Genomic DNA, 24510 nt, shown 5'->3' with positions numbered 1-24510 from the left:
GGATTTGCAAGCCCGGCCTTTCTCACCAGGGGAGGAACATTTCCTTCCCGATGTCGGAAAACCCCAGCTTCTGGTACAGGGTGACGGCCACGGTGTTCGCGGTGAATACGTGCAGCACTAGGCCGGTGGCCCCCGCCGCCCGCGCCTGCTCCGCCACGTGCGCCAGCAGTCTGCGGCCGTGGCCCTGCCCCTGGTGCGCGTCCTCGATCATGATCCACAGCAGGGAGGATGCCCGCTCGGGCACCGCCACATACCACGCGCCGCCGATGATGTTCTTTTTCCACTTCGCCGCGACCAGATGGCGGTGGGGCAGGCCCGCGTCGTCCTGCTGGATGCCCTGAATTTGACGGTAAGCCAGATCGTGCGCCACATCCTGGGAATATCCCATCGCCTGCTGCAACTGCGTCGTCTGGTAGGCCACCAGCCCCGCAAAGAATCGGGGGCGGTACGCGGGCGGCATGTTCACATAGTTTGCTTCTGCAGGACGGATTGCCGGCACGATCCAATACCCCCATGGTCTGTTCAAAAGATCCTTGCACCGTCCTCCCCAAGGGGGCCGACGAACGCCCGGACGGTTCCGTAAGCGGCGGTTACTCTGGGGCAGGCTGGGCGATCTGTCAAACCCGGTGAACTGCAGGGAACCTCAGTATATCAATGCCATGCGGTAACGTTTTGTTGCGTTCCGTAACATCCTTTTCCCCGTTGCGAAAATCGGACCCGCGGGTAATCCAGTAAATACCGGCAGTTGGCCACCCGCCCGGTTTAGCGCAAAAATTGCATATGGCCGGTACAGCGTATCGCGTACATTCGGGAGAGCATCGTCGTGCATACAGCGCCGGACCAGTTGGCAGAAAGCTCGAATCGCCGGAGTGCCGCGCCAGTCGGCGCCGCGCCGGATTCACCGCCCCTGCTCAAGGAGCTTCGTCTGGTACAGAGGGAGCTGGGGCATCTGGCCGCGGAGTTGCGCTTTCATCAGGCCAGCGGCGAACCCGCCGAACTGGACGAGTGGATATTCTCGCTGATTTTTCTGGAAGCGCGCTTGAGCAAGCTGGCACAGGATCTCACCGGACCAGAGGCCGCCCGGCCCGGCATCCCGTTCCCGGAATGGCCACGTTCCACGCTCGGCGCTCTCTCATAAGCGCAAGGCGGGCGCATGTACCGGGGTATTCCCATGGCATTCATCTGCGTGGTCACCCTGATGTATTTCCTCCCGTCCGTCCGCGCCTGGAAAAACGGCTGCCGTCATGCGTATTGGCGCAGGCTTCTGTTACTAAATGGATTGCTGGGATGGACGGGAGTGTTCTGGTGGCAGGTCTGGAAACAGGCACGCTGGTCCAGCCCCATGATATTTGTCGGGAAATCGGCGCAGAACTACGTTTGCGGAGACGAACACCCGTCGTTGCGCCCGGGGAGGATCGCCCTTGCCGTGAGTGGTGCCTTGCTGGCGATGGCGCTGGTGCTGATGGGGCACTGAGAAGGCGGTGGAACGAAGGTTGCTGGCCCAACGGGCGCAAAAGGGGGCCGATCACGGCAACCGGCGCGCCGCCACTGGTCTGCCGAAAGTGGTCTGCGGGCCGTGAGCGCCCGCGGAGGGTCTACAGGCCGCCTGCGCCAGTGGACGAGGTGTTGATGCCGAGGGACAGCAAGGATGCCTGTGCCGGTGTCTGGTTGATGCCGATGGACATAAGACCGCCCAGCGACAGGGCGAAGCCCGAACCCTGACCGCCGCCCAGTCCGCCCAGGAGGCTGCCGAGGTCATTCACCACCCCGCCGGCGAGACTGCCGAGCAGGCCCTGCACGTCCGCGGCCAGGGCCCCGCCGGCACTGCCGTTGCTCGTGGTGGCGCTCACCTGGGCGATGCTGGCGCTGCCTCCCGGCGTATTGATGGAGACGGAAGCCAAGTTGTCTACCTGGACCTGCGCGCCGTTGCCCTGGCCGGTAACCCCGCCCAGCAGGCTGCCCACCGTGTTGACCAGATCCGCCAGCAAGCCGCCGACGGTGCCCTGAACATTGGCGAATATCCCTGTTGATCCACTCATGTCATTCTCCTCGAGATGGTTTTCCTTTGCTTACACCCGGAAACGGCCCGGCACGAGGGGCCGGCATGGCCCCCCCGTGCCGTCTTCCTGCTTACAGACTGCCCAACAGGCCACTCAGCAGCCCGGTGCTGCCGCCCGCCAGACCGGTGACCGCGCCGGTGACCGGTGCCAGGGCGCCCACCGTGCCGGAAAGCAGGCTGGGCACCGTGGAGCTGACCGCCGCCAAGGCGTTGCCGGCGTTGCCCACCACGTTGCTGAGCAGGCCTTCGGTGCCGCCCATCAGCGCGCCGGCGGCAAAGGTGGCGGTGGCCACGGTGCTGCCCACATTGGCCGTCACATTGTTTAGGAGGCTTTCCGCATCGGTGGTGACGCCGCTGACGGCGCTGCCCAGGGTGCTCACCAGACCGCCCGCCACGCCTTCCACCGCGCCCAGGGTGGAGGTCGCCGTGGAGGCGACGCCGGACAGAATGCCGCTGACGCTGGAAGCCGCTCCGCCCACGTCGCCCAGGAGTCCGGACAACAGGCCGCCGGTACCGGAGGCCGCCGCGCTGCCGCCGCCCAACAAACCACTCAACAGGCTACCAAGGTTCAAAATTGACATTGATCATTTCTCCATAGTCAGTAGGTTACGTGTCCTGCTCGCGCCCCTGCCGCGCAGGGACAGCAGCGGGCAGCATATTGCATGCCAGTTCTTTTTGGGGATTCATCATTCCTTTCTATCGTGTTGATAATGTCCGGATAAGCGGGTCGCGACCAAGTTTGGTACATGAGAATAATCTGTTATATGAAGATGACTTTGGTGACATCACGGGAAATGGCGTTACGCAGTTCTTCCCGCGCCCGGAGGAGCGCATCCCCCGCGCCGGCGGAATATCCCGGCGGTAAGGCGGGCAACGGGTCAATGTTGGTTACCCATTGGGGTTGATGGATACGGCGTTGGTAACCTTCAGCATCTTTGGATATGCCCATCGCTTTGTTTTGTATGCGCCTATTCTGGTGATTCCGGGGTGGCACGACTCGTGCATAGCTCTGGGTGCGTCGTCCACCCAGGAAACGCAATGCGGTATCACCGCAATGTTGCCGCCTGCTTTCAGGCAGGTTGGATATCGTGGCTGCTTGGCCGGATGGCGGCCTCGGGCGATTCCCGAGGCCGCCATCCGGCACAACCCCCGGCCCCGCGCCTTGCGGCAGGCTAGTATGGTTGGTTTCGTTGTCTGTAACAGCGTGTAACGGGCGTCGCAAAATATTCCACGCTGTTTCTGGACCAGATATGGAATTGGACACTTCATAATAGAAGCATATGTTTATATACAAATACACTTCCTCTCATAATATTATCATGTTAAGGTGCGTGTACCCGATGGCAAGGTTTCCTTGATGCCCCCATCAAGTAAAGGCCGGTCGGTAGGAATGGGTTTGGCACGCAGTTTGCAAGTTGTCGGCTGCCGGTCGGGCGGATGGGACTCTGCCGTTGGGAACGGATATTTTCTTGGGTGGATTATGAAGGAGAACGAGCGATGAAGATGTTGCAGCACGCTGTAGCCCGCTTCGTGCGGGAGGAAGAAGGGGTCACCGCCATCGAGTACGGCCTGATTGCCGGTTTGATTGCAGTGGTGATTATTGGAGCGGTAACGACCCTGGGTACGAAATTAAATGCGGTCTTTAACTTAATTGCTTCTAAATTACCGTAAGTAGTTGTTAGTGAGGCGCGAGAGCGCCTCACCGTTCAGCGGCATTGTGAAAAATCCCTTCCCCCGCATGGGGGCGGTAGTCCGCAGGGGATTTTTCAGAATAAGAACAAACAGGAGGAGATGTGGGATGGGAGGAAATCGGGGTGGCCCTGTGGGCGGTGTGGGGGGCGCAGGGCGACTATCGTCGCCAGCGCCTGCCCAACGGCCTGACTTTGAGCGCCCTGGCGCTGGGGCTGGCGGTGCTGCCGCTGACGGGGCGCTGCCTCCTGGGCGCGCCGTGGAGCGCCGCCCTGCTGGGGGTCGCAGCCGCTTTTCTCGCCCTGCTGCCCGCCTATGTCTGGCGCCTGGTGGCGGCGGGCGACGTCAAGTTTTTCATGGCTATGGGCGCCCTCGGCGGGGTGGATGTGCTGTTCCCGGTCTATCTCGCGGCGGGGGTCATCACCCTGGCGCTGGTGGCCCGCGACCGCCTGTTCACGGGCAGGGTGCAGCGGCAGTACCCCTATGGCGTGGGTCTGGGTCTGGGCTGCGCGCTGGTGGTGCTCGGTCACTGGCGGCTGGCCCTGCATTGGCCCCTGTCATGACGGCGGCCATGACCTGCGTCATGACACGGACCCGTGACCAGTCGGCGGAGCGGGGTCAGGCGGCCATCGAGTTCGCCATCGTCTTCCTGCTCTTTTTCGCCATGCTCTGGGGCATCCTTACCTTCGGCTTCATTTTCGCCGCCCAGAACACCCTGACCCTGGCGGCTGAAAACGGCGCGCGGGCGGCCCTGCGTTACCAGCCCGCCACCACCGCAGCAGGCGCCACGGCTGCGCGAATCACGGCGGCGACGACCATGGCGACCCAGACCGTACAGTGGTTGCAGAACTTCACCCCTGCCTACGATCCGGCGGCTTATCTCACGGCGACTTCCGCGCCCTGCACCTATAACGCCAACCTGATCTGCTTTCATGTGCAGATCAGTTATCCCTACGCGCAGCATCCGCTGATTCCGCCTTTTCCGGGCTTCGGCCTGTTCGCGCCCACGCAACTGGTGGGCAAAGCGACCATGCAGGTGGATCCGGGCAATTTGTTGCCGGGGGGTTGAGGCGGTCGGATTTCGGTCCAGCAATGATTCATCACGTCGGCCATCAGGCCATTCAGAACACAGACGGGTGCCCGCCCAGGCGAGGCTACCACGGGGAGGAAACGTAGCATGGGAAATACCGCGAAGATCGTGATCGCGATACTGGTCTTGCTGGCCATCGCCTTGGGGGTGTCCGCCTACATGGTCAGCCAGCCCAGTCCGGTGGTGCAGAGCAAAACCAGCGCCGCAGCGCCACAGCAGCCGGCGGCGGGGGTGGCCGTGGTGGTGGCGGCCAAAACCCTGTCGGCGGGGTTCCCCATCCCGCCGGACGGGGTCAAGGTCCTGCATTACCCCGAATTTCCCGCCGGCGCCTTCCATGAGGCCGTGCACGTCGTCGGCAAGGTGCCGCAGGTGAACATCGGCATGGGCGCCCCGGTGATGTCCAGCAACCTGTTGTCCGGTCTGGCTACCCAGGTGCCCGAAGGAGATGTGGCTATGGCCATCGACGTCAACAAGGCCATCGCCGTGGGCGACCATCTGCAGCCCGGCGATTTCGTCGATGTCTTCACCACCCTGGCCGGTGACCAGATGACTATGCACGGCGGCTGGCCGACCCAGAGCCGCCTGCTGCTGGCCGATCTGCGGGTGCTGGCGGTGGGGCCGCAGACGGTGCTGCGCCATGTCGCCGAGGGCGAGCCGTCGGCCTTCGGTCCAGCGGCCGGTTCGGCGGGCTCCAGCAACCAGCCGCCCCGCGAGCCGCCCAGCACCGTGGTGCTGCAAGTGCCCGTCGCCTCTGCCGCGACGCTGGCGCTGGCCAGCGGTCAGGGCCATCTCCTGCTCGCGCTGCGCAATCCCAAAGACCATGCCTTGCCCGATACTGGGGCCTTCCCGACCCCGTCGCCGGCGTTGCCGCCCGCGGAACTACCCGTCGCGCAACGCAAGGCGGCACTGGCAAAGCCGGAGAACCGGGCCTATGCCGGTCTGACCCTGCCGGGTCTGGCGGGCAAGAGCAAGGCGGCCGAGCGCGCGATGCATCCGTTGCCTCCGCCGCCCATGATGGAGATCTATCAGGGTGGACAAAAAACAGCGGTACCCTACTGAAGAGGCCTGAACGATGCGCAAATGGATGATGAGCAGTTTGGCGGTGGTGACCCTGGCGGCGCTGGGCTCCCAGGGCGCCTGGGCGGAAGGGCCGGCGACGGAGGGCGGCGCCCATCCATCCTGGGCGGCGCACCAGAGCGGCGGGTATCGCGCGCTGAATATCCCGGTGGGCACCCAGCAGACCCTGAGTTTCACCGAGCCGGCCTACCGGGTGGCCGTCGGCAACCCGAAAACGGCATCGGTGGCGCCGCTGCCGCGCTCCGGCGGCCGCCAGTTTCTGATCACCGGCCTCAGTACCGGCACCACCAGCCTGCTGGTCTGGAACCTCGGCCACAAGACGCCGAAGGTCTGGCAGCTTCAGGTCAGCGTGCCGGTGCCCGCGGCGCCGCTGGCGGCCCCGGCGCCGGGCATGCCGACAGTGCGCGCCCAGGGCGACGCCGTCACCCTGTCCGGCGCGGTGGCGGACCAGGTGAAACATGAAGCGGCCCTGGAAGCGGCGGCGCTGGCCGCCGGCAAAACCGGCAAGGTCATCGACCAGTCGGTGATCCCGGTGGATGACGAGGTGCAGGTCGGCGTCAAGGTGGTGGAGTTCAGCAAGGCGCAGTTGAAGAATGTCGGCATCAACATTTTCTCCAGCACCGGCGGGTTCAGCCTGGGCACCTTCGGCCCCTCCACCCTGACCTCGGCCAATTATCCGGTATCCCTCGCGAGCGGCGGACCAGGGGCGCTGGCGCTCACCGGCGTGGCGCCCTTCACCCAGGCCTTCAATCTGGTGGGCGGGGTCGGCAACAGCGGCCTGAGCAGCTACCTCAGCCTGCTGGAGGGCAATAATATCCTCCGGGTGCTGGCGGAACCGACGCTGGTGGCGATGAACGGCCAGCAGGCGAGCTTCCTCGCCGGTGGCGAAATCCCGATCCCCGTACCCCAGAGCAGCGGGGTCGGCACCCCCACCATCACCATCCAGTACAAAAAATACGGCGTGCAGCTCGATCTGACCCCCACCATCCTCAGCGCCCACCGGATCGCCCTGCACGTGGCGCCGTCGGTCAGTTCTCTCGACTATACCAACGCCATCACCCTCAACGGCTATTCGGTGCCCGCCCTGCTGGTCCGTCAGGCCGACACCACCGTCACCCTCGGCAATGGCGAGAGTCTGGTTATCGGCGGTCTGGTGGACCGCCAGATGCAGCAGAACATCAGCAAAGTGCCGATCCTGGGGGATCTGCCCATACTGGGCGCCTTCTTCCGCTCCATCCAGTATTCCAAGCAGGACATGGAGCTCGCCATCATCGTCACCCCGCGTCTGGTGCGCCCCATCGCCGCCGGAGCCAAACTCCCGCCACTGCCGGGAGCGGCCTTTGCCCATTCCCGCTTCAATCTGGGCAAGGCGGTATTGCTGCCGGGCTCGGAATATGATCAGCCCGACAACGGTCCCGGATACAGTCAATGAGCGTAGAACCCGCCGCCCGCTTTGAACAGGCCACCGGCCCGGTGGTCGTGCTGGCTCTGTCCCGGCGCCCGGAATGCCTGACGTGGATACGGCACGCACTCGATGGTCTGGCCACGGTGCTGCCGGTCCATGCCCGGCAGAATGAAATCTCCGCCGCCATCGGGCAGAGCGGCGCCGCGCTGCTGATCGTGGACTTCGGCGCGGAGAATGACGATTTCGGCCTCGTATTCGACGGCCTGCATCAGGCGTTCCCGGATCTCCGGCTGATCGGCATAGCGCCGGTGGCCGATCAGCGGGTGCTGCTGGCGGCCATGCGCGCCCAGTCGGTGGACTTCGTGCAAAGCGGCGGCGCGCCGGAACCCCTGCGCATGGCGGTGGGGCGCATCCTGTCCCAGACCCGGCAACGGCGCGCGCGCGCCGGTAAATTGGTGGTGGTGGCGGGCAGTGTCGGCAGCGGCTGCACCACCCTGGCGTGCAATCTGGCGGCGTCCCTCTCCGCACTCCACCCGCAGAGCGCGGAGCTGCTGCTGGATTTCGGCACCCCGGTCGGGACCGCCGCCACCTATATGGGCATAGCGCCGCGCGTCGCCTTTGCCGAGGCGGTGCGCAATCTGGAGCGTTGCGACAAGACGTATCTGGACACGGCCATTGCCCAAAATACCCGTGGTCTCGGGGTGTTGCCGCTGTTCGCCGCGGCCCGGGACCTGCGCGGACTGAATCTCAGCGAAGTCTTTCAGATGCTGGCAATCATCCTGTCGATATATCATCTGGTGGTGGCCGATATCGGTGGGGCGGTGTTCAGCGAGGTCGGCCAGTATCTGCTGCAGACGGCGGACGAGATCGTCGTGGTTTGCGACCAGTCGGTGGCAGGCATTCTCGAAGGGAAAAAAATCGCCGCCAATCTGCGGGAAAAAATCGGCACTCGCCTGCAGGCGGGTGTGGCGGTGAATCATTACGAGCCTGCGCTGGGTGTCGACGCGGCGCATGTCGGGGAGGCGCTGGGGTTGCCCCTGCTGGGCCAGGGCATCATCCCCGAACGGCGCCTGCCCCTGATTCAGGCGATGAACGGCGGCGCACTGGCGGTCGATGCCCTCCCGAAGGACGCCTACAGTCGTGCGGTGCAACAATGTGCCGGGTTGCTGGCGGGCCGTATCTGGCCGGACAGCAACCCGGAGGGAACCCGTGGAGCGGCCGGCTGGTTGCGCCGGTGGAGGACGATGGCATGACCGACGACAGTCCCTTTGGCGCGCAGCCTTTCGACATGGCCACCGCGAAGGCGTTGAACCAGCAGGATGCCTACCAGCAGTTCAAAGGTTATCTGCATCTGCGGCTCATCGACCGGGTCGAAGAGATCGGCGCCGATTTCGCGGAGCTGAGCCGTGGTGCCGTCTATCGTTTCGTCTCGCTGGAACTGGACCGCCTGATGGCGGAGCGCCCCTATCCGCTGAACGAAAAAGAAACCGAGGTGCTCATCAACCAACTCACCGATGAACTGACCGGCTACGGCCCGCTGGAAACGGCCCTCAAGGATCCTGAGATCGAAGATATTCTGGTGAATGGACCTCGTGAAATCTATCTGGGACGGAAAGGCACGCTGGAGCACAGCGACCTGGTGTTTCAGGATGAAGCCCATCTGATGCGTATCATCTATCGTCTGTTGGGAGCCACCGGCAGACGGGTGGACGAGTCGTCGCCGACCGTGGACGCGCGTCTGAGCAACGTGGGGCGCATCAACGTGGTGATTCCGCCCCTGGCCCTGAACGGGCCGGTCATTTCCATCCGGCGCTTCCCGGCGCATCCGCTGCGCGCCGAGGACCTGATCGAGACGGCCACGCTCAATGCGCCCATCCTCCAGTTTCTGGAGTTCGCGGTGCGCGCGCGCTGCAACATCCTGGTATCCGGCGGCACCAGCAGCGGCAAGACCACTTTCCTCAACGTCATCGCCAGCTATATCTCCGATGAGGAGCGGGTGGTGACCATCGAAGACACGGCGGAACTGCAACTGCAGAGCAGGCACGTGGTGCGTCTGGAAAGCCGTCCCGGCGGGCATGACGGGGCGGGTACCGTCAACGTGCGCGATCTGCTGCGCAACACCCTGCGCATGCGCCCCGACCGGATCGTCGTCGGTGAGGTGCGCGGCGGCGAGGCCCTGGAGATGATGCAGGCCATGACCACCGGCCATGACGGTTCACTGGGCACGATCCACGCCAACTCCCCCCGGGAGGCGTTGCAGCGCCTGGAAATCCTGCTCAGCTTCGGCGGTTTTCCGGGCAATGAATCCAGCATGCGGCGGCAGATCGCTTCGGCCATCGACCTCATCGTCCAGATCGAGCGTTTTCCCGACGGGCGGCGCCGCATCACCTCCGTCACCGAGGTGACCGGCGTCGGCGACAACATCATCGCCACCCAGGAGCATTTCCGTTACGAACCCCAGGTGAACCGGGAAAACAAGACGGTCGACCGCTGGACATCCACGGGCATCAATCCGCGCAGTCCGAAACTCGCTAAGTATCGTCCAGAATCCTCCGAGAAGGATCAGTTCGGGTGGCAGCAATGATGGCCCTGGGTCTGATCGTTTTCGCCCTGTTGCTTCTCGGCATCGCGGCGGGCGTCTGGCTCTCCTTCCGGCAGCGGCAGCCGTTTCCGGACGCCCTGCGCGAGCGCCTGCGGGCCTTCGACGCGCAGCAGGGCGAAGCGGGGCATGCAGAGTCTGCCCAGGACGATCTGCTGGACCATGCCGCCCGCTACAAAAAGGAATCCTTCCTGCTCCAGGCGAAGGAATGGCTGTGGCAGGCGGGGTTGCGACCGAAAACCTATCTTCCCAAGGCCGCCATCGTCGGCCTGCTGATCACCCTGCTGCTGGCGTTTCTGGTCAGCGGCTGGCTGGCGCTGGCGTTCCTCCTCGTCTTTTATCCCCTGGCCCTGTGGGGGCAGGTTCGCTACTGGATCGGTTTGCGACGTAGCGCCGCGATTCTCGCCCTGCCGGGTTTTTTGGATGCGGTGGTGCGCGCCTCGCGGGTGGGCGCCAGCCTGCCCGCCGCTCTCCTGAGCGCCACCAAGGATGCCCATGGGCCGGTGCGGGAGGTGTTCAACCAGATCATGCGCCGCCAGCAATCCGGTACCCCCATCGACCAGGCCATGCTGACGGTCGGCAAACGCTACCAGATGCAGGAACTGGCGATCATCGCCACGGTGCTGCGCCTGAACATGCGCTACGGCGGGCGTACCGACGTCGTGCTCGAGCGCATCGCCGACTGGTTGCGGGGGAGGGTGATGGCCCAGGCGGAGTTTAACGCCCTGTCCGCCGAAACCCGGTTGGGGGCGCTCATTCTCAGTCTGATGATTCCTGGGCTCGCCCTCTATATTGTGCTGATGAACCACAGCTACCTGCAGGGTATGTGGGTGGTGTCGACCGGGCGCATGCTCCTGATCGCCGGTGGAACCCTGCTGGTGACCGGAGTGGTCCTGCTCAATCGTATGGCCAGGTTGAGGTGACGCCATCATGCTGAACCTGCATGCGTTATTGACCGCTCTGGCCGTCGCGAGCCTCGCCCTGGCGGTACTGCTGGGCGTCTTCTTCTGGGCGTACCGTCTGGTGATGGTCGCCCGCGCCCGCTCGGCCATGGATCGCGTCGCCCCGAAGCTGGAAGCCGGCAGTGAACCGTCGGAAGTCGCCGCGCAGATGGAGCGGGGGCAGCAGGCCAGCGTGCGCTGGGATCTGCTGGATCGCTGGCGGAGCAGCGAGGATGCCCGCCTGCTCCTGAGAGCCGGCTACCGGAGGCCTGCCGCCCCCAGTATTTTCAACACGATACGCTTTCTGCTGGCCGCCGTACTTGTCGTGGTGACCGGACTGACCGAACATCTGCTGGCGCCGCACCTGCTCCATCTCACCTTCTGGATGAGCCTTCTGGCGGCGGCCATTTTTGGCTACCTGCTCCCCAAATTCATCCTGGAGAGCAAGGCCAAAAGTCGCGGGGACGCGGTGAACGCGGAAATCCCGTTTTTCGTGGACATGCTGGCCCTTCTGCAGGGCGTCGGCCTGAGCCTGGAGCAAAGTCTCGCCTCCCTGGCGCAGACCAGCGAGGCGGGAATCCCGCTGCTCGCCGGCGAGATGCGCGAAATGAGCAAGCATATCGCCATTGGCCGCCCCCGCGTGGAGGCGATGCAGAAGCTGGCGGAACAACTGGGCGACGCGGATTTCGCGGAACTGGTGAACATGCTCCGTCAGATCGAACGTTTTGGCGGCGACGTGGCCCAGCCCCTGCGGGATTTCGCCGGCCGCCTTCAGGAAAAACGGCAGATGGCCCTGCGCGAAAGGGTCGGAAAACTCAACGTCAAAATGACGGCGGTGATGACCCTGACCATGCTGCCGGCGCTGTTGCTGATCACGGCCGGTCCTGCGGTGCTCGCGTTGCTGCGTTTCTTCGACAAGATGGGATGAAGATGACCGCCTGGAACCGTGTCCGTGGAATCCGGCACTTGAGCGGGGGGGTGGCCGCATTCTGCGTCCTGGCCGCCGGGGGGTGCGCCACCCATCCGTCGGCGCCGGTCGTCACCAACGCGCCGGAGCCGAAGGTTTCCTCCTCCAATCTGCGGGGGTTGAGTCTGCAGCTGATCCAGAAAATGGAGGCCGAGCAGAAGTGGTATGCGGCAATTTCCTATCTGGACCGCTACCTGAAGGAATGGCCGGCCTCGGATCAGACCGATCTGTTGCGCGCCCGCGCCCTTGCGGCCACGGGTGAGCCGGCTCAGGCCGAGCGCTATTTTCAGCGGGTATTGCATACGCCCCTCGCCGCGCAGGGGTACCAGGGTCTGGGCCTCATCGCCGCGCGCGGCGGCGACGTCACCCGCGCCATCCGGCTGTTCCAGCGCGCCACACGGGAGGATCCCACGAACGCCGGGATACTGAATGATCTGGGTTACGCCGCCCTGCAGGGCAAGAACTGGGATGTCGCGCGCAATGCCCTGTTCCGCGCCGGAGAGCTTGCCCCGCAGGACGAGCGGGTGTGGAGCAATATTGCCCTGTACTACCTGCTGCGCGGCGATGGCTTCCGGGCGCAGCAGATCATGGGTGCGCACCATTTCAGTTGGGCCGTCTCGCAGCGCATCCGCCGCGAAGCCAATCAGATGACGGGCGTGCCCACTTCCGCCGGCGACCATCCTCCCGCAGCGGCGACCGCGCCCTCGGGAGCGGTGATGCCCGCATTCCCCAATCCGCCGTTGACGCAATTGTTTTCTTCCGGTAATGCCGGGCCAGCCACTGAACCCAGGAGCGTGCCATGAACCGCAACCCCCACCTTTCCCACCGCCTGCCGCAGATGCTGCTGGCCTTTTGCGCCTTTGGGGTAATGCCCCTCGCCGCCGCTGATGGTGCTTCGGATTACCTGCAGCCCCCGATCCTCGGCTGGCATGAATTGCCGAAGGCGGTGGCACCGGCCGCGGTTGCGCCGACAGCGTCGGTGGCCTCGGTGGTCGCAACGCCAGCCGCGCCAGCCGCCGCCCTTCCCGTGCGTACCCCCGCGCCACCGGCGCCGCAGCCACCCGCACCCGCACTGCCGCCTCCGGCCGTGGAAGCGGTCGTTCCGCCGGTGATCCATAGCGCGCCGGTGGCGAACACCAGCCCGCCGCCCCCGCCCGCGCCCCCGGCGGCGCAACGCCAGAGTTCCGTGCAAAGGTTGCTGGCTTTCCAGAGCGAAGGCGAGGACCCCGGGACCTTTCAGCCGATTCTTGGCGCCGAGGCTCGGCAGAGTTTCAAGAACTACCTGAAATCCTTTACGGGCAGTTCCGGTTCCACATCGTCGTCTGCAACGAAAAACGCGGGGAGCAACGTCGCCCTGCAAGGAATGAGCAATGGCCAGTCTGGTGGTAATGCTTCAGGGTATTGATCCGCGCCGGTGGCGTGCCGGAAGGGGCGAGCGGGGCGATATCGCCATCATCGCCGCCATCGTCATGCCTATCATGATCCTGGCGCTGGCCTTCGGCATCGACATCGGTCATATGACCTACGTACAGCGCAATCTGCAGAAGATTGCCGATATGGCGGCCATCGCGGGCGCGGAAGATATTCCCAACGCCCAGTCCTTGGCGCAGGAAAACGCCGTCAAAAACGGGCTGCAGACGTCGTCGTCCACGCACATAACGGCCACTCAAGGCAACTGGAATCCGCAGATCGAGACGGGTCCCACTTATTTTTCCACCGCCGTGCCCTATGGCCATCAGGCCAATGCCGTACAGGTGCAATTGTCCGAGAGCGTGCCCTATTTCTTCTTTTTCGGTCCCAAGAAAACCGTGCAAGCCCAGGCCATCGCCTGGGTGCCCAATCCGGCGGCGGGGTTTTCGATCTCCAGCCAGGTGCTGAATCTGAATACCCAGCAGTCGGCTCTGCTTAATGGTATCCTCGGCGGATTGCTGGGCACGTCGTTGAATTTAAGTGTAGCAGGCTATAATGCGCTGCTGGGTACGACGGTTTCGCTGGGGCAACTCGCGCAAACCCTGAATGTGGGAACCGTGAACCATCTGCTTTCCACCAACCTGAATCTGCCCGGACTTTATCAGGGGGCACTGACGGTTCTGGGCAATCAAGCCAACGGTGGCCTGCTCAATAGTCAGAACGCAACGGGTGCGTTGCAGCAGATCATCGGCTCGACCACCAACAGTACCAATATTCAGTTAGGAAAAATTCTGAATCTGGGGCTGGCCGATAAAAACGCCGCCGCCAATGCGCAGGTCAATCTCCTGGGTTTGATCACTGCATCGGCGCAACTGGCCAATCAGCAGCACTTTGTCGATGTTCCCGGCGTCAACGTGCTGGGCTTGGCCAGCTTAAAACTGTTCATCATCTCACCACCCAAGCTGGCCTACGGCGAGCCCGGTCAAAACCCGGACGGCACCTGGAAAACCCAGGCGCAGACCGCACAGGTGGCCCTACAGCTACAGGTTTTGGGTTCCCTGGTCAAGGTCGATTTGCAGGCAAGCCCGGCGATCGCCGATCTCACGAACGTTGTCTGCACGATGCCGCAAGGCCAGAGTCAGGTAGGCGTTCGGGCGGGGACCGGTTTGTTGACCGCGTCCATTGGCGTTCTCGCCCCGCAAACCAATACGCCGGTAGTGCTTCCCCAGAATTTCTCGAATCATACATTCACCGGCCTGCCGATCCCCCAAACTGCGTCAAACTCAGGCAATCAGCCTTGGGACATCGGGTCGACAAGCGCTGGGCAGGCACCGCTAAACCTTAATCTCAACTTGCTAGGATTAAATTTGGGTTCTTTACTGAACGGTCTGCTTAATCCAATAGTGGACGACCTCCTTGCCCCGGTATTAAAGGTTCTCGGTATCTCGCTCGGTAATGCCAAGGTGACGTACACGACCCTCAGTTGCGGCACCATCCCCCCGGTTCTGGTGTACTGATGAACATGATTCGTGTTTTAGTCTGGGAAGGACAGCATGATTTCGCCAAGCGTCTGGAACGCTGTCTGAGTCAGCATGCCGACGCCGAGGTCATCCGCTACGATGACGAGGTGGATCATCCGTCCAGCACGGAAGCCATGGACGTGGATATCGTTTTCATCAGCACCACCGCGCTGCGGCGTTATGAAAAAAACCACCTCGCCTGGAAACGGATAGAAGGCGTACCGGTGATCTGGGTGGGCAGCGGAGAACAGAGCATCTATGCGACGACGCCGCTATCCGAACGGGTCGTGTTGCCCGCCTATTTCAATTGCGCGAGTCTGTCTGCGGTACTGAAACACACCCTGCATGTGGTGACGCAGGGCGCAACAGCCCGGCAACTACCGGCGGATGACGCCATCCCGCTCTCCGAGTTGCCCATGGCTAAAGACGGGGATTTCGTCTATCAGTCGCCCTGCATGCACCGCCTGGTGGGAAATGCCCGTCTTTATGGCGCATTGTCGGTGAATGTGCTGATCCGCGGTGCCAGCGGTACCGGAAAAGAATATGTCGCCCGTCTGGTGGCGGATTCCCACCCCGAGTACCGCTCCGGGCCCTTTGTGCCGGTGAACTGCGCGGCCATTCCCGATGCGCTGTTCGAGTCGCTTTTTTTCGGGCATGTCCGGGGCGCATTTACGGGCGCCGTACGCGATCATCCGGGTTTTTTGCGCGAGGCCAATAACGGCACCCTGTATCTGGACGAAATCGGTGACCTGCCTTTTTATCAGCAGGTGAAATTGTTGCGCGCGCTGGAGGACGGGGTGATCCACCCGGTGGGCAGCAACGAGACGATGCGGATCAATTTCCGCCTGGTCACCGCCACCAATCGGCCGCTCATCAACATGATCCGGGACGGGACTTTCCGATTGGACCTCTATCATCGCATCAGTGTGGTCGAACTCTATATACCCACTCTGCAGGAACGTGGCGGGGACGAAAAGTGGCTGCTATTCACCCACGCTTTCCGGTTGGCCCTGAAAAAGTTTTCCGACGACGATGTCCCCTTTCCGGAACTGCCGAGCTGGCTCAAGGACTGGGTTTATACTTCCCAGTTTCCGGGTAACGTGCGTGAATTATTCAACCGGGCGGCGCGGCTTGCCGCCTTTTACCTCGGCCACGGGGCTTTGGAGCAGGCCGAATGCATGCATCTTTTGCGCGCCGGAGAAATCGACTGCGAAACCACCGGGGTCTGCACTCCGCCGGATTTTTCCACCAGGGCAGAGGAGCGCAGCCAAGTCCTGGACGCGCTGGAAAAAAACCAGTGGCGCCGACTGGAAACGGCAGAGGCGCTGGGCTGGAGCCGCAAGACGTTGTGGCTCAAAATGAAAAAATACGGGCTATCTGGGTAACACCGAGCCGACGCACAGTCGGCATATCAGCAGCAGCGACAAGGATCCGTCGAACGACCGGTTTGCGGCCGCAAGGCCATTACGCGTTTTTACAGGGAGAAACAGGATGCGAGATATGGAAAAGCAAAACGGAAAACAGAGTATCCGGATGGCGGTATTCGCCGTCGTCATGGGCGCCTTGCCCGTCACCGGCGTGGCCCGGGCGGGCACTGACAGCAGCAGCAACGCTGCGCCGTCCGCACCCGTGAGTGCCCGGCAGGCCGTGCCGTCTACCGCGCCGGCAGAGGCCCCGGTACTGACCCAGCATGTGTTGCAGTCGATCAAGGAACACCGGTTGGTGGAGCTGCGGACCATCTATAACGGCCCTTTCGCGGCGGCCATGTTCTTTAATCCGAGTACGCTCAACTATACGGTCGTCCTGCTCAAGAACCACGATTTCTGGTGGGTTGGACAAACCGCCGACGGTCACAAGGCGGAAATGCTGTACACCAAACTGGCGACGCAAACCATACGCTTATCTGCCCCGGACATCGCCAAAATTCAGTTGGATGCGCGTATTGCGGTGGCACGCAGCAGCCTGCGGGCACAACAAAAGCGCGAAGCGGAACTGGAGCAGCAGATATCCGCCCAGCAAAAGGTCATGCAGGCGGGAACCGCGGCCCAGAGCCAGCTTCTCTCCGAAGCCCAGGCGCTGAATTCCCGGCGCCAGGAACTGCAACGCCAACTGGACCAAACCAATGCCGCGATTGCCGGATTGCAGAGCAAGGCGCAGGAAGGCCCGTCTCTGGGTGATCTGCAAACGCTTCCCTCAGCGTCTGCTCCGGTCGGGGTCACCCCCCACCAGAAGCCGAAGATTCAGGTGCGGGCTACTGCGCATCCATGACGGCGGAGGAAAACCATGGCGGTGCCACCGGGCCCGCCGCTCAAGGCAAGGCCGGTGGCATTGCCTCCAGCGGGCTGCAATGCCTCGCGCTGATCGCCGGATATTACCAGCGGCCGTGTAACGCCGAGCAGTTGGCGCGCGCCTTGGGTATGTCCGAACCCATTCTGCCGCTGGGCAAAATCATTCTGGCGGCCCGCGAAGTGCGTCTGGTGGCGAAGGCGGTTCAGTTGAAATGGACGGATCTGGCCCGCCAGACGTATCCGGTGATGGCCGAGTTGCGGGATGGCAATTACCTCGTGCTGGCCCGTTTCGAGAATAACCGCCTGGTCGCGGTGGATCCGCAGCGCGGTCAACTGATACTGGATGAAGCCACCCTCCACCAGGTCTGGACCGGACGGGTGTTGCTCATCAAGCCGCGCTTCGAGTGGAATGCGGCGGCGCAGCGCTTCGGGTTGCGCTGGTTCATTCCCATCATTCTCAAATACCGGCAGCCCGTCATCGAAGTTCTGGTGGCGGCCTTCGTGGTGCAGATGTTCGGTCTGGCCATGCCGTTGTTCATCCAGTTGGTGATCGACCGGGTGCTGGTCTATCACAGCCTGCCCACCCTGGACATTCTGGCGGTGGGGATGCTGGTGGTGATCGCCTTCGAAACCACCCTGAACGTGCTCAAAACGCTGATGATGACCCATACGACCAATCGTATCGACGTCACTCTCGGCGCGCGTCTGTTCGCCCATGTGCTGCGTATCCCCATGCGCTATTTTGAATCCCGGACCGTCGGCTCGACCGTGGCGCGGGTGCGGGAACTGGAGGTGGTACGGCAGTTTCTGACTGGACCCACCCTCATGGCGTTCATCGACGTATGGTTCGTCGGCATTTTCCTCGTCGTACTGTTCTTTTACAGTGTGCGCCTGACCCTGGTGGTGCTGGCTACCATTCCCTTCATGGTCGGCATATCCCTCCTGGTGTTTCCCATGCTGCGGCAGTTGTTGCAAGAGCGCTTCGACCGGGGCGCCGAAAACCAGTCTTTTCTGGTCGAGACCATCACCGGTATTCAGACGGTCAAGGCGCTGGCTGTGGAGTCCCGCATCTACCAGCGCTGGGAGCAGAGTCTGTCGCGCTATGTGATGGCTTCCTACCGCGTCGACCGTCTGGCCGGAATCACCGGCTCCCTGACCCAAATGATTCAACGGATGGGGACGCTGACGATTCTCTGGGTGGGGGTCAAACTTACCTTGTCCGGAGACATCAGTGTCGGCGAACTGATCGCCTTTCAGATGATCTCCGGCCAGGTGACCGGCCCCATCCTCCGTCTGGCGCAGTTGTGGCAGCATTTTCAGCAGGTCGGGGTTTCCGTGAGCCGTATGGGCGATTTGATGAATACGCCGGCGGAGCCGGTCATCGATATCGGCAAGGCCTCGCCGGGTGCGCTGCATGGCCGGGTCACCCTGGAAAATGTGCACTTTCGTTATACGGCGGACGGTGACGAGGTGCTCAAGGGCATCAGCTTTGATATTCCCGCGGGCTCCTTTGTCGGCATCGTCGGGCGCAGCGGTTCCGGCAAGAGCACCCTGGCGAAGATGTTGCAGCGTTTGTATCTGCCGGATTCCGGCAATGTGCTGATCGACGGCGTCGATCTGCGCCATGTGGAGCCCAATTGGCTGCGCCGCCAGATCGGCGTGGTGCTTCAGGATAACTTTCTGTTTTCGGGGACCATCCGGGAAAATATTGCGATGGTTTATCCCGAGGCGCCGCTGGACAGGATCATCGCGGCGGCGGAACTCGCTGGCGCCCACGAGTTCATCAGCAAGCTCCCCGACGCCTACGACACCAAGGTAGGCGAACGGGGCGATTCGCTGTCGGGAGGCCAGAGGCAGCGCATCGCCATCGCCCGCGCGCTGCTGGGCGATCCGCGGATATTGATTTTTGATGAAGCCACCAGTGCGCTGGATTATGAATCGGAGCGCATCATCTGGAAAAACCTCTCCAAAATCTGCCAGGGGCGGACGGTGTTCATGGCGGCGCACCGCCTGGCGTCCATTCGCTCGGCGGATATCGTCCTCGTCCTGGATGATGGCCGATTGGCGGAATATGGCGCGCATCAGGCGTTGATGGCCCAGAAAGGGATCTATGCCCTGTTGGCCCGCGACGAAGAGGAGGCCTGATATGGGGCAGCTCGGCAACAACCTGCGCGGCAGCTTGGCGGAGGCCCGGGAACGGAACCGCCAGGCGGCCCTGAAAAAGCTCGAAAACGAGTTTCTGCCGCCATTGCTGGAAATTCAGGAGCGGCCGCCGGCGCCTTGGCAGCACTGGATACTCTGGACACTGCTGGCGCTGCTCTTCGCCGCGCTGCTGTGGTCTTATCTGGGCAAAATCAATATCGTGGCAACGGCGACCGGGCAGTTCATCCCCGACGGGCGGGTCAAGGTGGTACAGCCCCTGTCCACGGCCACCGTCGAACGCATCTATGTGCATGACGGCGAGACGGTGCGCAAGGGACAACTTCTGGTATCGCTCAATCCGGCGATCACCCGGGCGAATCTGCAGGCCACCCAGCAGGAGCTGGCCTTCCGGAATCTGCAGCAGGCGCGTATCCACGCGCAACTGAGCGGGCGAAGCGCCATTGCACCCGCATCGGGCACCAACCCTGAATACATACGGATGGAGAAGGCGTTGCAGGCCGCCCAGGAGGCCGACTATCAAAGCCGTCTGCAGGCGGCGCAGTCGCGTGCAGAGCAGAACGCCACGGCACTGAACTCAGCACGGGCGTTGGCTCAGAGTCTGCAAAATCAGGAGGCGCTGTTGCACCCCCAGGTCGTCGCCGATGCATCCCTTGCGCAAAGCGGCGCCATCCCCCGCATGGAATACGAAAATGCGCGGCAAAAGGAACTCGGCCTGCAAAGCCAGATCGCCCAGAACCAGGGAGATATCGCCCGTTATCTGCAAAGGCAGGTGGAATACCGCCAAGATATTGAGGGCATCAAGGCGAGTTATCACGCCACCCTGCTGCATAGCCTCGGAGAAAACGCCCAGTCGCTGATTTCGTTGCAGGCGCAACAAACCCACGCCAGCCACGATCTATCCCTGCACGAATTACGTTCGCCGGTGGACGGCATCGTGCAGGACCTCGCGGTGCGCAACGTGGGCGAGGTGGTGACCGCCGCACAACCGGTGGTCAGTATCGTCCCCAGCGGTACACCGCTGGTGGTGGAGGCGTATCTGCCGGATGCCCACATGGCTTTCGTGCATGTCGGTCAGACAGCGCGGGTAAAAGTCTCCGCCTATCCCTTCGAGCAGTACGGCGCCCTGCAAGGGGTTGTCCAGAAAATCAGCCCCGATGCCGTTTCTCCGAACGGGTCCGGTAAGGCCCTGGCTGGTGCGGGATTATCCTACCGGGTGCACATCACCGTCCCTCACCCTTATCTGATGGTACACGGGGTGTCCGTGAAAATGCGTCCGGGCATGACCGTATCCGCCAACATCAACACCGGCAGGCGTCGGATCATCCAGTTTTTCCTGGGCCCCTTGTTCCGCGACTGGGATGAAGGGCTGTCGGTTCGATGAGGAAGCGGACTTTACCTTGGCGGATTCCTGCGCGGCATCCGGGAAGTACCCGTTGGGTACTGGCCTGCTGGATGATGATCGGTATCCTGCCGGGGGCCTGCGCGGGATCGCTGACGCAGAATGATGCGGATGGCGCCGGACTGGGTTCGGCGTTGATGAACGCATTGCCGGCATCACCGGAAACCGTCGCCCCAGGCCTGCTCCCACCAGCACAGGCACAGGCTCGGCGGGCGGTGAAAAAGCGTTCGCCGGTCGGATCCACGCCAACGCCTCCGGCGCCGATCCGGACACCAGCGGCGTTGTCCCATGTGGTCCCCTCGACTACTGTTGCGCTGGCGCTGTCCTCCGGGCATGGGGTAACCAAAGTCCGCAACTCCGCTGCGGACGCGGGCACCCATCCGGCGGATCATGCGGCCGCCGTAACCATTATGGCGCCGCGCGCATCCGCACCTGCTCTGCCGGACCTCCATGCCACGGCCCATTCGTCGGCGGCGCCGGTGGGAGCCGTGGCGGCGGGCGGCGGTAGCAAGCTGCACGAGTTGCTGGCTACCGCCCTGGCCAATAATTCCGATATCCGGCTCGCCGATCAGTCGCTGCGCGAGGCGCAGGCCGAGTCACTGGACGCCTTCGGGCAGTTTTTACCGCATCTGAATTTTCAGGCGCAAACCCAGTTATACGGTAATCAGACCAACCATCCAGCGGTGTCCTTGATCGGCTCCACCATCGTGGTGACCCAAAGCAATAACTATTCCAATTATCTCAGTGTGATGGCCAGCCTGAATCTGTTCGAAGGCGGACAGGGGATCGCCAATCTGGCGGCTTCCCGTCAGGGTGTCCATGCCGGTCACGAGCAGGTGTCTGAGCGGCGCAGGCGCACCGCTCTGAATGTGCTGGCTGGCTATGAAGAGTTGCAAAGTCTGCAGTGGCAGTTGCGGGCGATCCAGCGGTCTCTGGTGTTCATGCGTCAGGACCTCGCCCTGGCCGAGCAGCGGATGCGGCAGGGAAACGAAAGTCGAATCGATTTGAACCAGATGCGGAGTCAGGTCGCGAATCTGGAAGCACAGCGCCAGGATACGAAAAAGCGACTGGTCAAGGCGCAAACGAACCTCGCTCTGCTCACGGGCAAAACCGGCGCTTTCGATCTGCTCCAGTCCGGCGTGCATGACAGCATACCCACCCCGCCGGAATTCGATGTTGCGACCGTGGAGGGGGCCGCCGTGGAAAACCTGCCGAGCGTGCAGGTCGCCCGTGCCGCACTGCGCAAGGCCCGGGATCGGGTGGATGCGGTGCGCGGTTCCTTTCTCCCGAATGTGAATCTGCAGACGGGGTACAACTGGATCGGCACGTCCAGTCAGGGGTTTGGCCGGGCGATCGGCTCCACGTCGCCCAGTAATTATACGGTGGGCATTTCCATTACCCAGACTCTCGCACCGTTCACCGGCCATATGGCCAAGCTGGATACCGCGGAGGCGCGGTCGGAAGCGGCGCTGATCCGCTATCAGCGGGCGCTGCAGGAAGGGCGTCAGGAACTGCGAGTGAACCAGGAGGAAGTGCGTGCCGGCACCGCCCGCCTGGCCGCGCTGGAGAGCATCTATGCCCGTGCCCGGCAAAATCAGAAACTGATGGAAGAGCTTTATGCACACGGGCGCATCAGCAAAACCGATCGGCACGCCGCGCAAATCAAAACCATGAATGCTGAGGATGCGTGTCGGGACGCCCGTGCGCAACTGCAAGTGGCCCGCTGGATGTTGTACGCCATGGTGGATCCGCGGCATGTCGCCGACAGCCTGCTCCAGAAAACACAGGCTGGAGAAGCCGACAATGCCGCGCCGTCGTCTTCGGGAGCGGGCGCTGAACACGCGTGAACGGCTCAGGGTGGTTTTTTCCAGGGACCGGTTGACCTTGTGGTTGATCGGCGCGGCGGTCTGCGTCGCCTCGCTCACCTTTTTAATCTATCGCACCATCCGTCATGAGGTCACCAGAACCGTTGCGGCGCCCTCGGCCTTCCGTATGGTCAGGGTGCCGCCATTGCCTCCGGCTCCCGCCGCGCCGGTGCCTCCGGCAAAAATGGCCCCTGTCGACCTGCACGGAAAGGCATCCCGGCTGGCGTCCAGTAGTCCCTCCGCCCGCCAGACCGGGACGCTTCCGGCAAAGCATGGCCTCCCAAAGCCCCCGCCCTCCCAGCCAGCAGCGCCGCCGGCCATGACCCATGCGGCCTATCCGCCGCCGGCATGGACGGTTTCCACGCCCCATAAGGCGAGTCTCATCAGCCGTTATGTGACGTACTGGATACGGCAGGTGGAGAGCAGGGGCGCGCGCGAGGGGCCCATAGAAAGAGGGGGCGAGATACAGGTGCGGGTTACCGTGTTCCGCAACGGCAATCTGGCGCAGTTGTCCGTCGTCCGGTCGACCCTGCCGACCAGCGCAGCCGATAAGGCGGTTCGCATGATCCGCACGGCTTCTCCGTTCGCCCCTTTCCCCGAGGATCTGGCCCGGCAGGCCAATAAACTGGTAATCCGTTGTACGATGAACTTCCTGAACGGTGATGTCGGAGCCCAATCCCAGCCCTCTGCATCGGGCGGCGCAGGCATCATGCCTACCCAAGGGTTGTCAGGAAGCCTGTCCCAGGCCCTGTTGGGTTCCGATTCCTGAAATTCAGTAAAAGAGTTGGCCGGAAATACCGGTCGGCATGACCACAGTCGGATAATTACCGACCGCGTCGGCGATACTTTTGGCGACGTTCGCCGGCATCTGGCTGGCATAACCGGCCACCATCATCCCGGCCTGTGCGCCGTCGGCGCTGAGGGTGTTGAGTATACCTGTGGGACTGAGGGCACTGGTGCCCTGCAGCATGGCCGGGATCGCCGTTTGCGTGGTCAAAATGCCGTTCATCAGCTTCGATGTTGCCTGCGTCAAGGTGGTGGTCAGTTCGCCGTTGGCATAACCGATGCCGCCGCTGGTCAGTCCGGCCGCCTGGTTGATGGATGCCGCTACCGCCTGATTCATTGCCGCGGTGGTGCTGGCCACCGTCTCCACCGTCGCAACGGGTTGACTGCTCCCACCCGAACCGCCTAAGCCCAGTGTGGCCAATACTCCCGAAAGGAGGCTGCTCAATACGCCCATCTGTGGACTCCTTGTAATCGATAGACCTGATATGATGATAAGACAACAGCGCGAGTCTCCCCGCGCTGTCGCGTTACTTAACCGGCTTTGCTTTGTACGCCGATTATTAGAGCAAGCCGCTCAGCAAGCCGGTGGGGGCAGCACTGCTGCCCACCACCGTGGCGCTGCCCAATACGGCGCTCAGGCCCGTTGCGGTCAGGGTGGACGCACCCAGGGAGCCGACGATGGAGGCGGTGGCTGCCGGGATGCTGGTGGCCATGTTCGCCATGGCGTTGCCCACGCCCGTGCCTACGCCGCTCAGCATGCCACTGATACCACCGCCCACACCTGCGGCCAGAGGACCAGCCACATCTGCGGTGTACGCACCGGCAAGGGTACCACCTACGGCCGTGTTCAAGGAGGTAATGGTCTTTGCAGAGTCAGACAAAAAGCTCTTGCTGAGTGCTGCGGCACCATTTACGGCCATGGACAGAGTGCCCTGCGCGGCGGTGGTGATGTCGTTGGTCATATTGGCTGCGAGGGTGGAAGCATCGGTGGTAACCGCTTTGTCCAGATTGGTGGCAGCAGTAACGCCATTCGTCATCAGGGTGTTGACATCGCTGATGGAAAGGCCAGCGGGGGCTGAGCCACCCAGGATGCCGCCCACCAAACCCGTTACCGTGCTAAGAAGACCGCCAACGTTAAGTCCCATAATAATCACTCCTAAATTAGATGGTTGAAAATTGGTATCCTTGCCAAGACGGTATGGTCCAAAAAGGACGGTTGTCCGTCGGCGCTTGGTAGACGCAATATCCATGC

26 protein-coding genes are annotated in these 24510 nt (G+C 62.8%); 20 read left to right on the top strand and 6 right to left on the bottom strand.

What is annotated here, in order from left to right; genetic code table 11:
• Nucleotides 1–22: 22 nt before the first annotated feature.
• A complete protein-coding gene (locus tag F6A13_RS12660; protein WP_225981836.1) occupies nt 23–526 on the bottom strand; it encodes a GNAT family N-acetyltransferase in 504 nt (167 codons plus the stop codon).
• Between the two features lie 297 nt (nt 527–823).
• On the opposite strand from F6A13_RS12660, the gene F6A13_RS12655 reads away from it, so the two are divergent.
• Both F6A13_RS12655 and F6A13_RS12650 read left to right on the top strand, forming a co-directional pair.
• On the top strand, nt 824–1138 hold the full coding sequence (locus F6A13_RS12655) for a hypothetical protein (protein ID WP_113526014.1): 315 nt from the start codon (nt 824–826) through the stop codon (nt 1136–1138).
• Nucleotides 1139–1171: 33 nt separating this feature from the next.
• Complete coding sequence (locus F6A13_RS12650) at nt 1172–1474, top strand: superinfection immunity protein (RefSeq protein ID WP_225981835.1); 303 nt, start codon at nt 1172–1174, stop codon at nt 1472–1474.
• A gap of 121 nt (nt 1475–1595) precedes the next feature.
• Here F6A13_RS12650 and F6A13_RS12645 read toward each other — a convergent pair whose 3' ends face one another.
• From F6A13_RS12645 to F6A13_RS12635, 3 genes are all read right to left on the bottom strand, one after another.
• Nucleotides 1596–2039, bottom strand: coding sequence for a hypothetical protein (locus F6A13_RS12645; protein ID WP_113526016.1), 444 nt, complete (start codon nt 2037–2039; stop codon nt 1596–1598).
• Nucleotides 2040–2130: 91 nt separating this feature from the next.
• Complete coding sequence (locus F6A13_RS12640) at nt 2131–2640, bottom strand: hypothetical protein (RefSeq protein WP_113526017.1); 510 nt, start codon at nt 2638–2640, stop codon at nt 2131–2133.
• A gap of 179 nt (nt 2641–2819) precedes the next feature.
• Nucleotides 2820–3008 carry a hypothetical protein gene (locus tag F6A13_RS12635; protein WP_113526018.1) on the bottom strand — a complete coding sequence of 63 codons (189 nt, stop codon included), beginning with the start codon at nt 3006–3008 and terminating at the stop codon, nt 2820–2822.
• Nucleotides 3009–3556: 548 nt separating this feature from the next.
• Here F6A13_RS12635 and F6A13_RS12630 point away from each other — a divergent pair.
• The 18 genes from F6A13_RS12630 (at nt 3557) to F6A13_RS12545 (ending at nt 23241) form a co-directional block, all read left to right on the top strand.
• Nucleotides 3557–3730 (top strand): Flp family type IVb pilin, encoded by a 174-nt coding sequence (locus F6A13_RS12630; protein ID WP_113526019.1) that lies wholly within the window; start codon nt 3557–3559, stop codon nt 3728–3730.
• 122 nt (nt 3731–3852) lie between these two features.
• Nucleotides 3853–4311, top strand: a complete 459-nt coding sequence (locus F6A13_RS12625; RefSeq protein WP_113526020.1) for a prepilin peptidase — start codon at nt 3853–3855, stop codon at nt 4309–4311.
• Between the two features lie 20 nt (nt 4312–4331).
• On the top strand, nt 4332–4817 hold the full coding sequence (locus F6A13_RS12620; RefSeq protein ID WP_113526361.1) for a TadE/TadG family type IV pilus assembly protein: 486 nt from the start codon (nt 4332–4334) through the stop codon (nt 4815–4817).
• 108 nt (nt 4818–4925) lie between these two features.
• On the top strand, nt 4926–5897 hold the full coding sequence (gene cpaB / locus F6A13_RS12615; RefSeq protein WP_151528345.1) for a Flp pilus assembly protein CpaB: 972 nt from the start codon (nt 4926–4928) through the stop codon (nt 5895–5897).
• Between the two features lie 13 nt (nt 5898–5910).
• Nucleotides 5911–7347: a type II and III secretion system protein family protein gene (locus F6A13_RS12610; protein WP_113526022.1), complete on the top strand. Its 1437-nt coding sequence runs from the start codon at nt 5911–5913 to the stop codon at nt 7345–7347.
• Nucleotides 7344–8573 carry an AAA family ATPase gene (locus F6A13_RS12605; RefSeq protein WP_113526023.1) on the top strand — a complete coding sequence of 410 codons (1230 nt, stop codon included), beginning with the start codon at nt 7344–7346 and terminating at the stop codon, nt 8571–8573. The genes F6A13_RS12610 and F6A13_RS12605 overlap by 4 nt, the downstream gene beginning before the upstream one ends.
• Nucleotides 8570–9904: a CpaF family protein gene (locus tag F6A13_RS12600; protein ID WP_113526024.1), complete on the top strand. Its 1335-nt coding sequence runs from the start codon at nt 8570–8572 to the stop codon at nt 9902–9904. The genes F6A13_RS12605 and F6A13_RS12600 overlap by 4 nt, the downstream gene beginning before the upstream one ends.
• Nucleotides 9901–10842, top strand: coding sequence for a type II secretion system F family protein (locus F6A13_RS12595; RefSeq protein WP_113526025.1), 942 nt, complete (start codon nt 9901–9903; stop codon nt 10840–10842). Before F6A13_RS12600 ends, F6A13_RS12595 begins: the two co-directional genes overlap by 4 nt.
• Nucleotides 10843–10849: 7 nt before the next feature.
• Entirely contained in the window at nt 10850–11788 is a 939-nt protein-coding gene (locus tag F6A13_RS12590; RefSeq protein ID WP_113526026.1) for a type II secretion system F family protein, read from the top strand.
• Between the two features lie 2 nt (nt 11789–11790).
• Nucleotides 11791–12630 (top strand): tetratricopeptide repeat protein, encoded by an 840-nt coding sequence (locus F6A13_RS12585; RefSeq protein ID WP_113526027.1) that lies wholly within the window; start codon nt 11791–11793, stop codon nt 12628–12630.
• On the top strand, nt 12627–13232 hold the full coding sequence (locus F6A13_RS12580; protein ID WP_113526028.1) for a hypothetical protein: 606 nt from the start codon (nt 12627–12629) through the stop codon (nt 13230–13232). Before F6A13_RS12585 ends, F6A13_RS12580 begins: the two co-directional genes overlap by 4 nt.
• The gene (locus tag F6A13_RS12575) at nt 13198–14754 is read left to right on the top strand and encodes a TadG family pilus assembly protein (protein ID WP_225981834.1); all 1557 of its coding nucleotides are present in this window, start codon (nt 13198–13200) and stop codon (nt 14752–14754) included. Before F6A13_RS12580 ends, F6A13_RS12575 begins: the two co-directional genes overlap by 35 nt.
• Nucleotides 14754–16142, top strand: a complete 1389-nt coding sequence (locus F6A13_RS12570) for a sigma 54-interacting transcriptional regulator (RefSeq protein ID WP_113526029.1) — start codon at nt 14754–14756, stop codon at nt 16140–16142. Before F6A13_RS12575 ends, F6A13_RS12570 begins: the two co-directional genes overlap by 1 nt.
• A gap of 115 nt (nt 16143–16257) precedes the next feature.
• Nucleotides 16258–17025, top strand: coding sequence for a DUF2968 domain-containing protein (locus F6A13_RS12565; RefSeq protein ID WP_225981833.1), 768 nt, complete (start codon nt 16258–16260; stop codon nt 17023–17025).
• A complete protein-coding gene (locus F6A13_RS12560) occupies nt 17022–19190 on the top strand; it encodes a peptidase domain-containing ABC transporter (RefSeq protein WP_151528344.1) in 2169 nt (722 codons plus the stop codon). Before F6A13_RS12565 ends, F6A13_RS12560 begins: the two co-directional genes overlap by 4 nt.
• 1 nt (nt 19191) lies before the next feature.
• Complete coding sequence (locus F6A13_RS12555) at nt 19192–20589, top strand: HlyD family type I secretion periplasmic adaptor subunit (RefSeq protein ID WP_151528343.1); 1398 nt, start codon at nt 19192–19194, stop codon at nt 20587–20589.
• Nucleotides 20586–22454, top strand: coding sequence for a TolC family protein (locus tag F6A13_RS12550; protein ID WP_225981832.1), 1869 nt, complete (start codon nt 20586–20588; stop codon nt 22452–22454). The genes F6A13_RS12555 and F6A13_RS12550 overlap by 4 nt, the downstream gene beginning before the upstream one ends.
• Nucleotides 22411–23241: an energy transducer TonB gene (locus F6A13_RS12545; RefSeq protein ID WP_151528342.1), complete on the top strand. Its 831-nt coding sequence runs from the start codon at nt 22411–22413 to the stop codon at nt 23239–23241. The genes F6A13_RS12550 and F6A13_RS12545 overlap by 44 nt, the downstream gene beginning before the upstream one ends.
• Before the next feature lie 3 nt (nt 23242–23244).
• On the opposite strand, the gene F6A13_RS12540 is transcribed toward F6A13_RS12545, so the two are convergent.
• Both F6A13_RS12540 and F6A13_RS12535 read right to left on the bottom strand, forming a co-directional pair.
• Complete coding sequence (locus F6A13_RS12540; protein WP_126604352.1) at nt 23245–23712, bottom strand: hypothetical protein; 468 nt, start codon at nt 23710–23712, stop codon at nt 23245–23247.
• 106 nt (nt 23713–23818) lie between these two features.
• The gene (locus F6A13_RS12535) at nt 23819–24403 is read right to left on the bottom strand and encodes a hypothetical protein (RefSeq protein ID WP_113526033.1); all 585 of its coding nucleotides are present in this window, start codon (nt 24401–24403) and stop codon (nt 23819–23821) included.
• Nucleotides 24404–24510: the final 107 nt, after the last annotated feature.

The sequence above is a fragment of the Acidithiobacillus sp. 'AMD consortium' genome, from assembly GCF_008926505.1.
In the GTDB taxonomy this organism is placed as follows: Bacteria; Pseudomonadota; Gammaproteobacteria; order Acidithiobacillales; family Acidithiobacillaceae; genus Acidithiobacillus; species Acidithiobacillus ferridurans.
The sequence above is the reverse complement of the archived record's forward strand: the minus strand, read 5'-3'. Positions and strand labels throughout refer to the sequence as shown.

Excerpts from the sequence above, each read along its gene's own strand:
- F6A13_RS12650 (WP_225981835.1), top strand. The coding sequence starts at position 1,172 with ATGGCATTCATCTGCGTGGTCACCCTGATGTATTTCCTCCCGTCCGTC.
- F6A13_RS12645 (WP_113526016.1), bottom strand. The coding sequence starts at position 2,039 with ATGAGTGGATCAACAGGGATATTCGCCAATGTTCAGGGCACCGTCGGC.
- F6A13_RS12640 (WP_113526017.1), bottom strand. The coding sequence starts at position 2,640 with ATGTCAATTTTGAACCTTGGTAGCCTGTTGAGTGGTTTGTTGGGCGGC.
- F6A13_RS12635 (WP_113526018.1), bottom strand. The coding sequence starts at position 3,008 with ATGGGCATATCCAAAGATGCTGAAGGTTACCAACGCCGTATCCATCAA.
- F6A13_RS12630 (WP_113526019.1), top strand. The coding sequence starts at position 3,557 with ATGAAGATGTTGCAGCACGCTGTAGCCCGCTTCGTGCGGGAGGAAGAA.
- F6A13_RS12620 (WP_113526361.1), top strand. The coding sequence starts at position 4,332 with ATGACACGGACCCGTGACCAGTCGGCGGAGCGGGGTCAGGCGGCCATC.
- cpaB (WP_151528345.1), top strand. The coding sequence starts at position 4,926 with ATGGGAAATACCGCGAAGATCGTGATCGCGATACTGGTCTTGCTGGCC.
- F6A13_RS12610 (WP_113526022.1), top strand. The coding sequence starts at position 5,911 with ATGCGCAAATGGATGATGAGCAGTTTGGCGGTGGTGACCCTGGCGGCG.
- F6A13_RS12605 (WP_113526023.1), top strand. The coding sequence starts at position 7,344 with ATGAGCGTAGAACCCGCCGCCCGCTTTGAACAGGCCACCGGCCCGGTG.
- F6A13_RS12600 (WP_113526024.1), top strand. The coding sequence starts at position 8,570 with ATGACCGACGACAGTCCCTTTGGCGCGCAGCCTTTCGACATGGCCACC.
- F6A13_RS12595 (WP_113526025.1), top strand. The coding sequence starts at position 9,901 with ATGATGGCCCTGGGTCTGATCGTTTTCGCCCTGTTGCTTCTCGGCATC.
- F6A13_RS12590 (WP_113526026.1), top strand. The coding sequence starts at position 10,850 with ATGCTGAACCTGCATGCGTTATTGACCGCTCTGGCCGTCGCGAGCCTC.
- F6A13_RS12585 (WP_113526027.1), top strand. The coding sequence starts at position 11,791 with ATGACCGCCTGGAACCGTGTCCGTGGAATCCGGCACTTGAGCGGGGGG.
- F6A13_RS12580 (WP_113526028.1), top strand. The coding sequence starts at position 12,627 with ATGAACCGCAACCCCCACCTTTCCCACCGCCTGCCGCAGATGCTGCTG.
- F6A13_RS12575 (WP_225981834.1), top strand. The coding sequence starts at position 13,198 with ATGGCCAGTCTGGTGGTAATGCTTCAGGGTATTGATCCGCGCCGGTGG.
- F6A13_RS12570 (WP_113526029.1), top strand. The coding sequence starts at position 14,754 with ATGAACATGATTCGTGTTTTAGTCTGGGAAGGACAGCATGATTTCGCC.
- F6A13_RS12565 (WP_225981833.1), top strand. The coding sequence starts at position 16,258 with ATGGAAAAGCAAAACGGAAAACAGAGTATCCGGATGGCGGTATTCGCC.
- F6A13_RS12560 (WP_151528344.1), top strand. The coding sequence starts at position 17,022 with ATGACGGCGGAGGAAAACCATGGCGGTGCCACCGGGCCCGCCGCTCAA.
- F6A13_RS12555 (WP_151528343.1), top strand. The coding sequence starts at position 19,192 with ATGGGGCAGCTCGGCAACAACCTGCGCGGCAGCTTGGCGGAGGCCCGG.
- F6A13_RS12550 (WP_225981832.1), top strand. The coding sequence starts at position 20,586 with ATGAGGAAGCGGACTTTACCTTGGCGGATTCCTGCGCGGCATCCGGGA.
- F6A13_RS12545 (WP_151528342.1), top strand. The coding sequence starts at position 22,411 with ATGCCGCGCCGTCGTCTTCGGGAGCGGGCGCTGAACACGCGTGAACGG.
- F6A13_RS12540 (WP_126604352.1), bottom strand. The coding sequence starts at position 23,712 with ATGGGCGTATTGAGCAGCCTCCTTTCGGGAGTATTGGCCACACTGGGC.
- F6A13_RS12535 (WP_113526033.1), bottom strand. The coding sequence starts at position 24,403 with ATGGGACTTAACGTTGGCGGTCTTCTTAGCACGGTAACGGGTTTGGTG.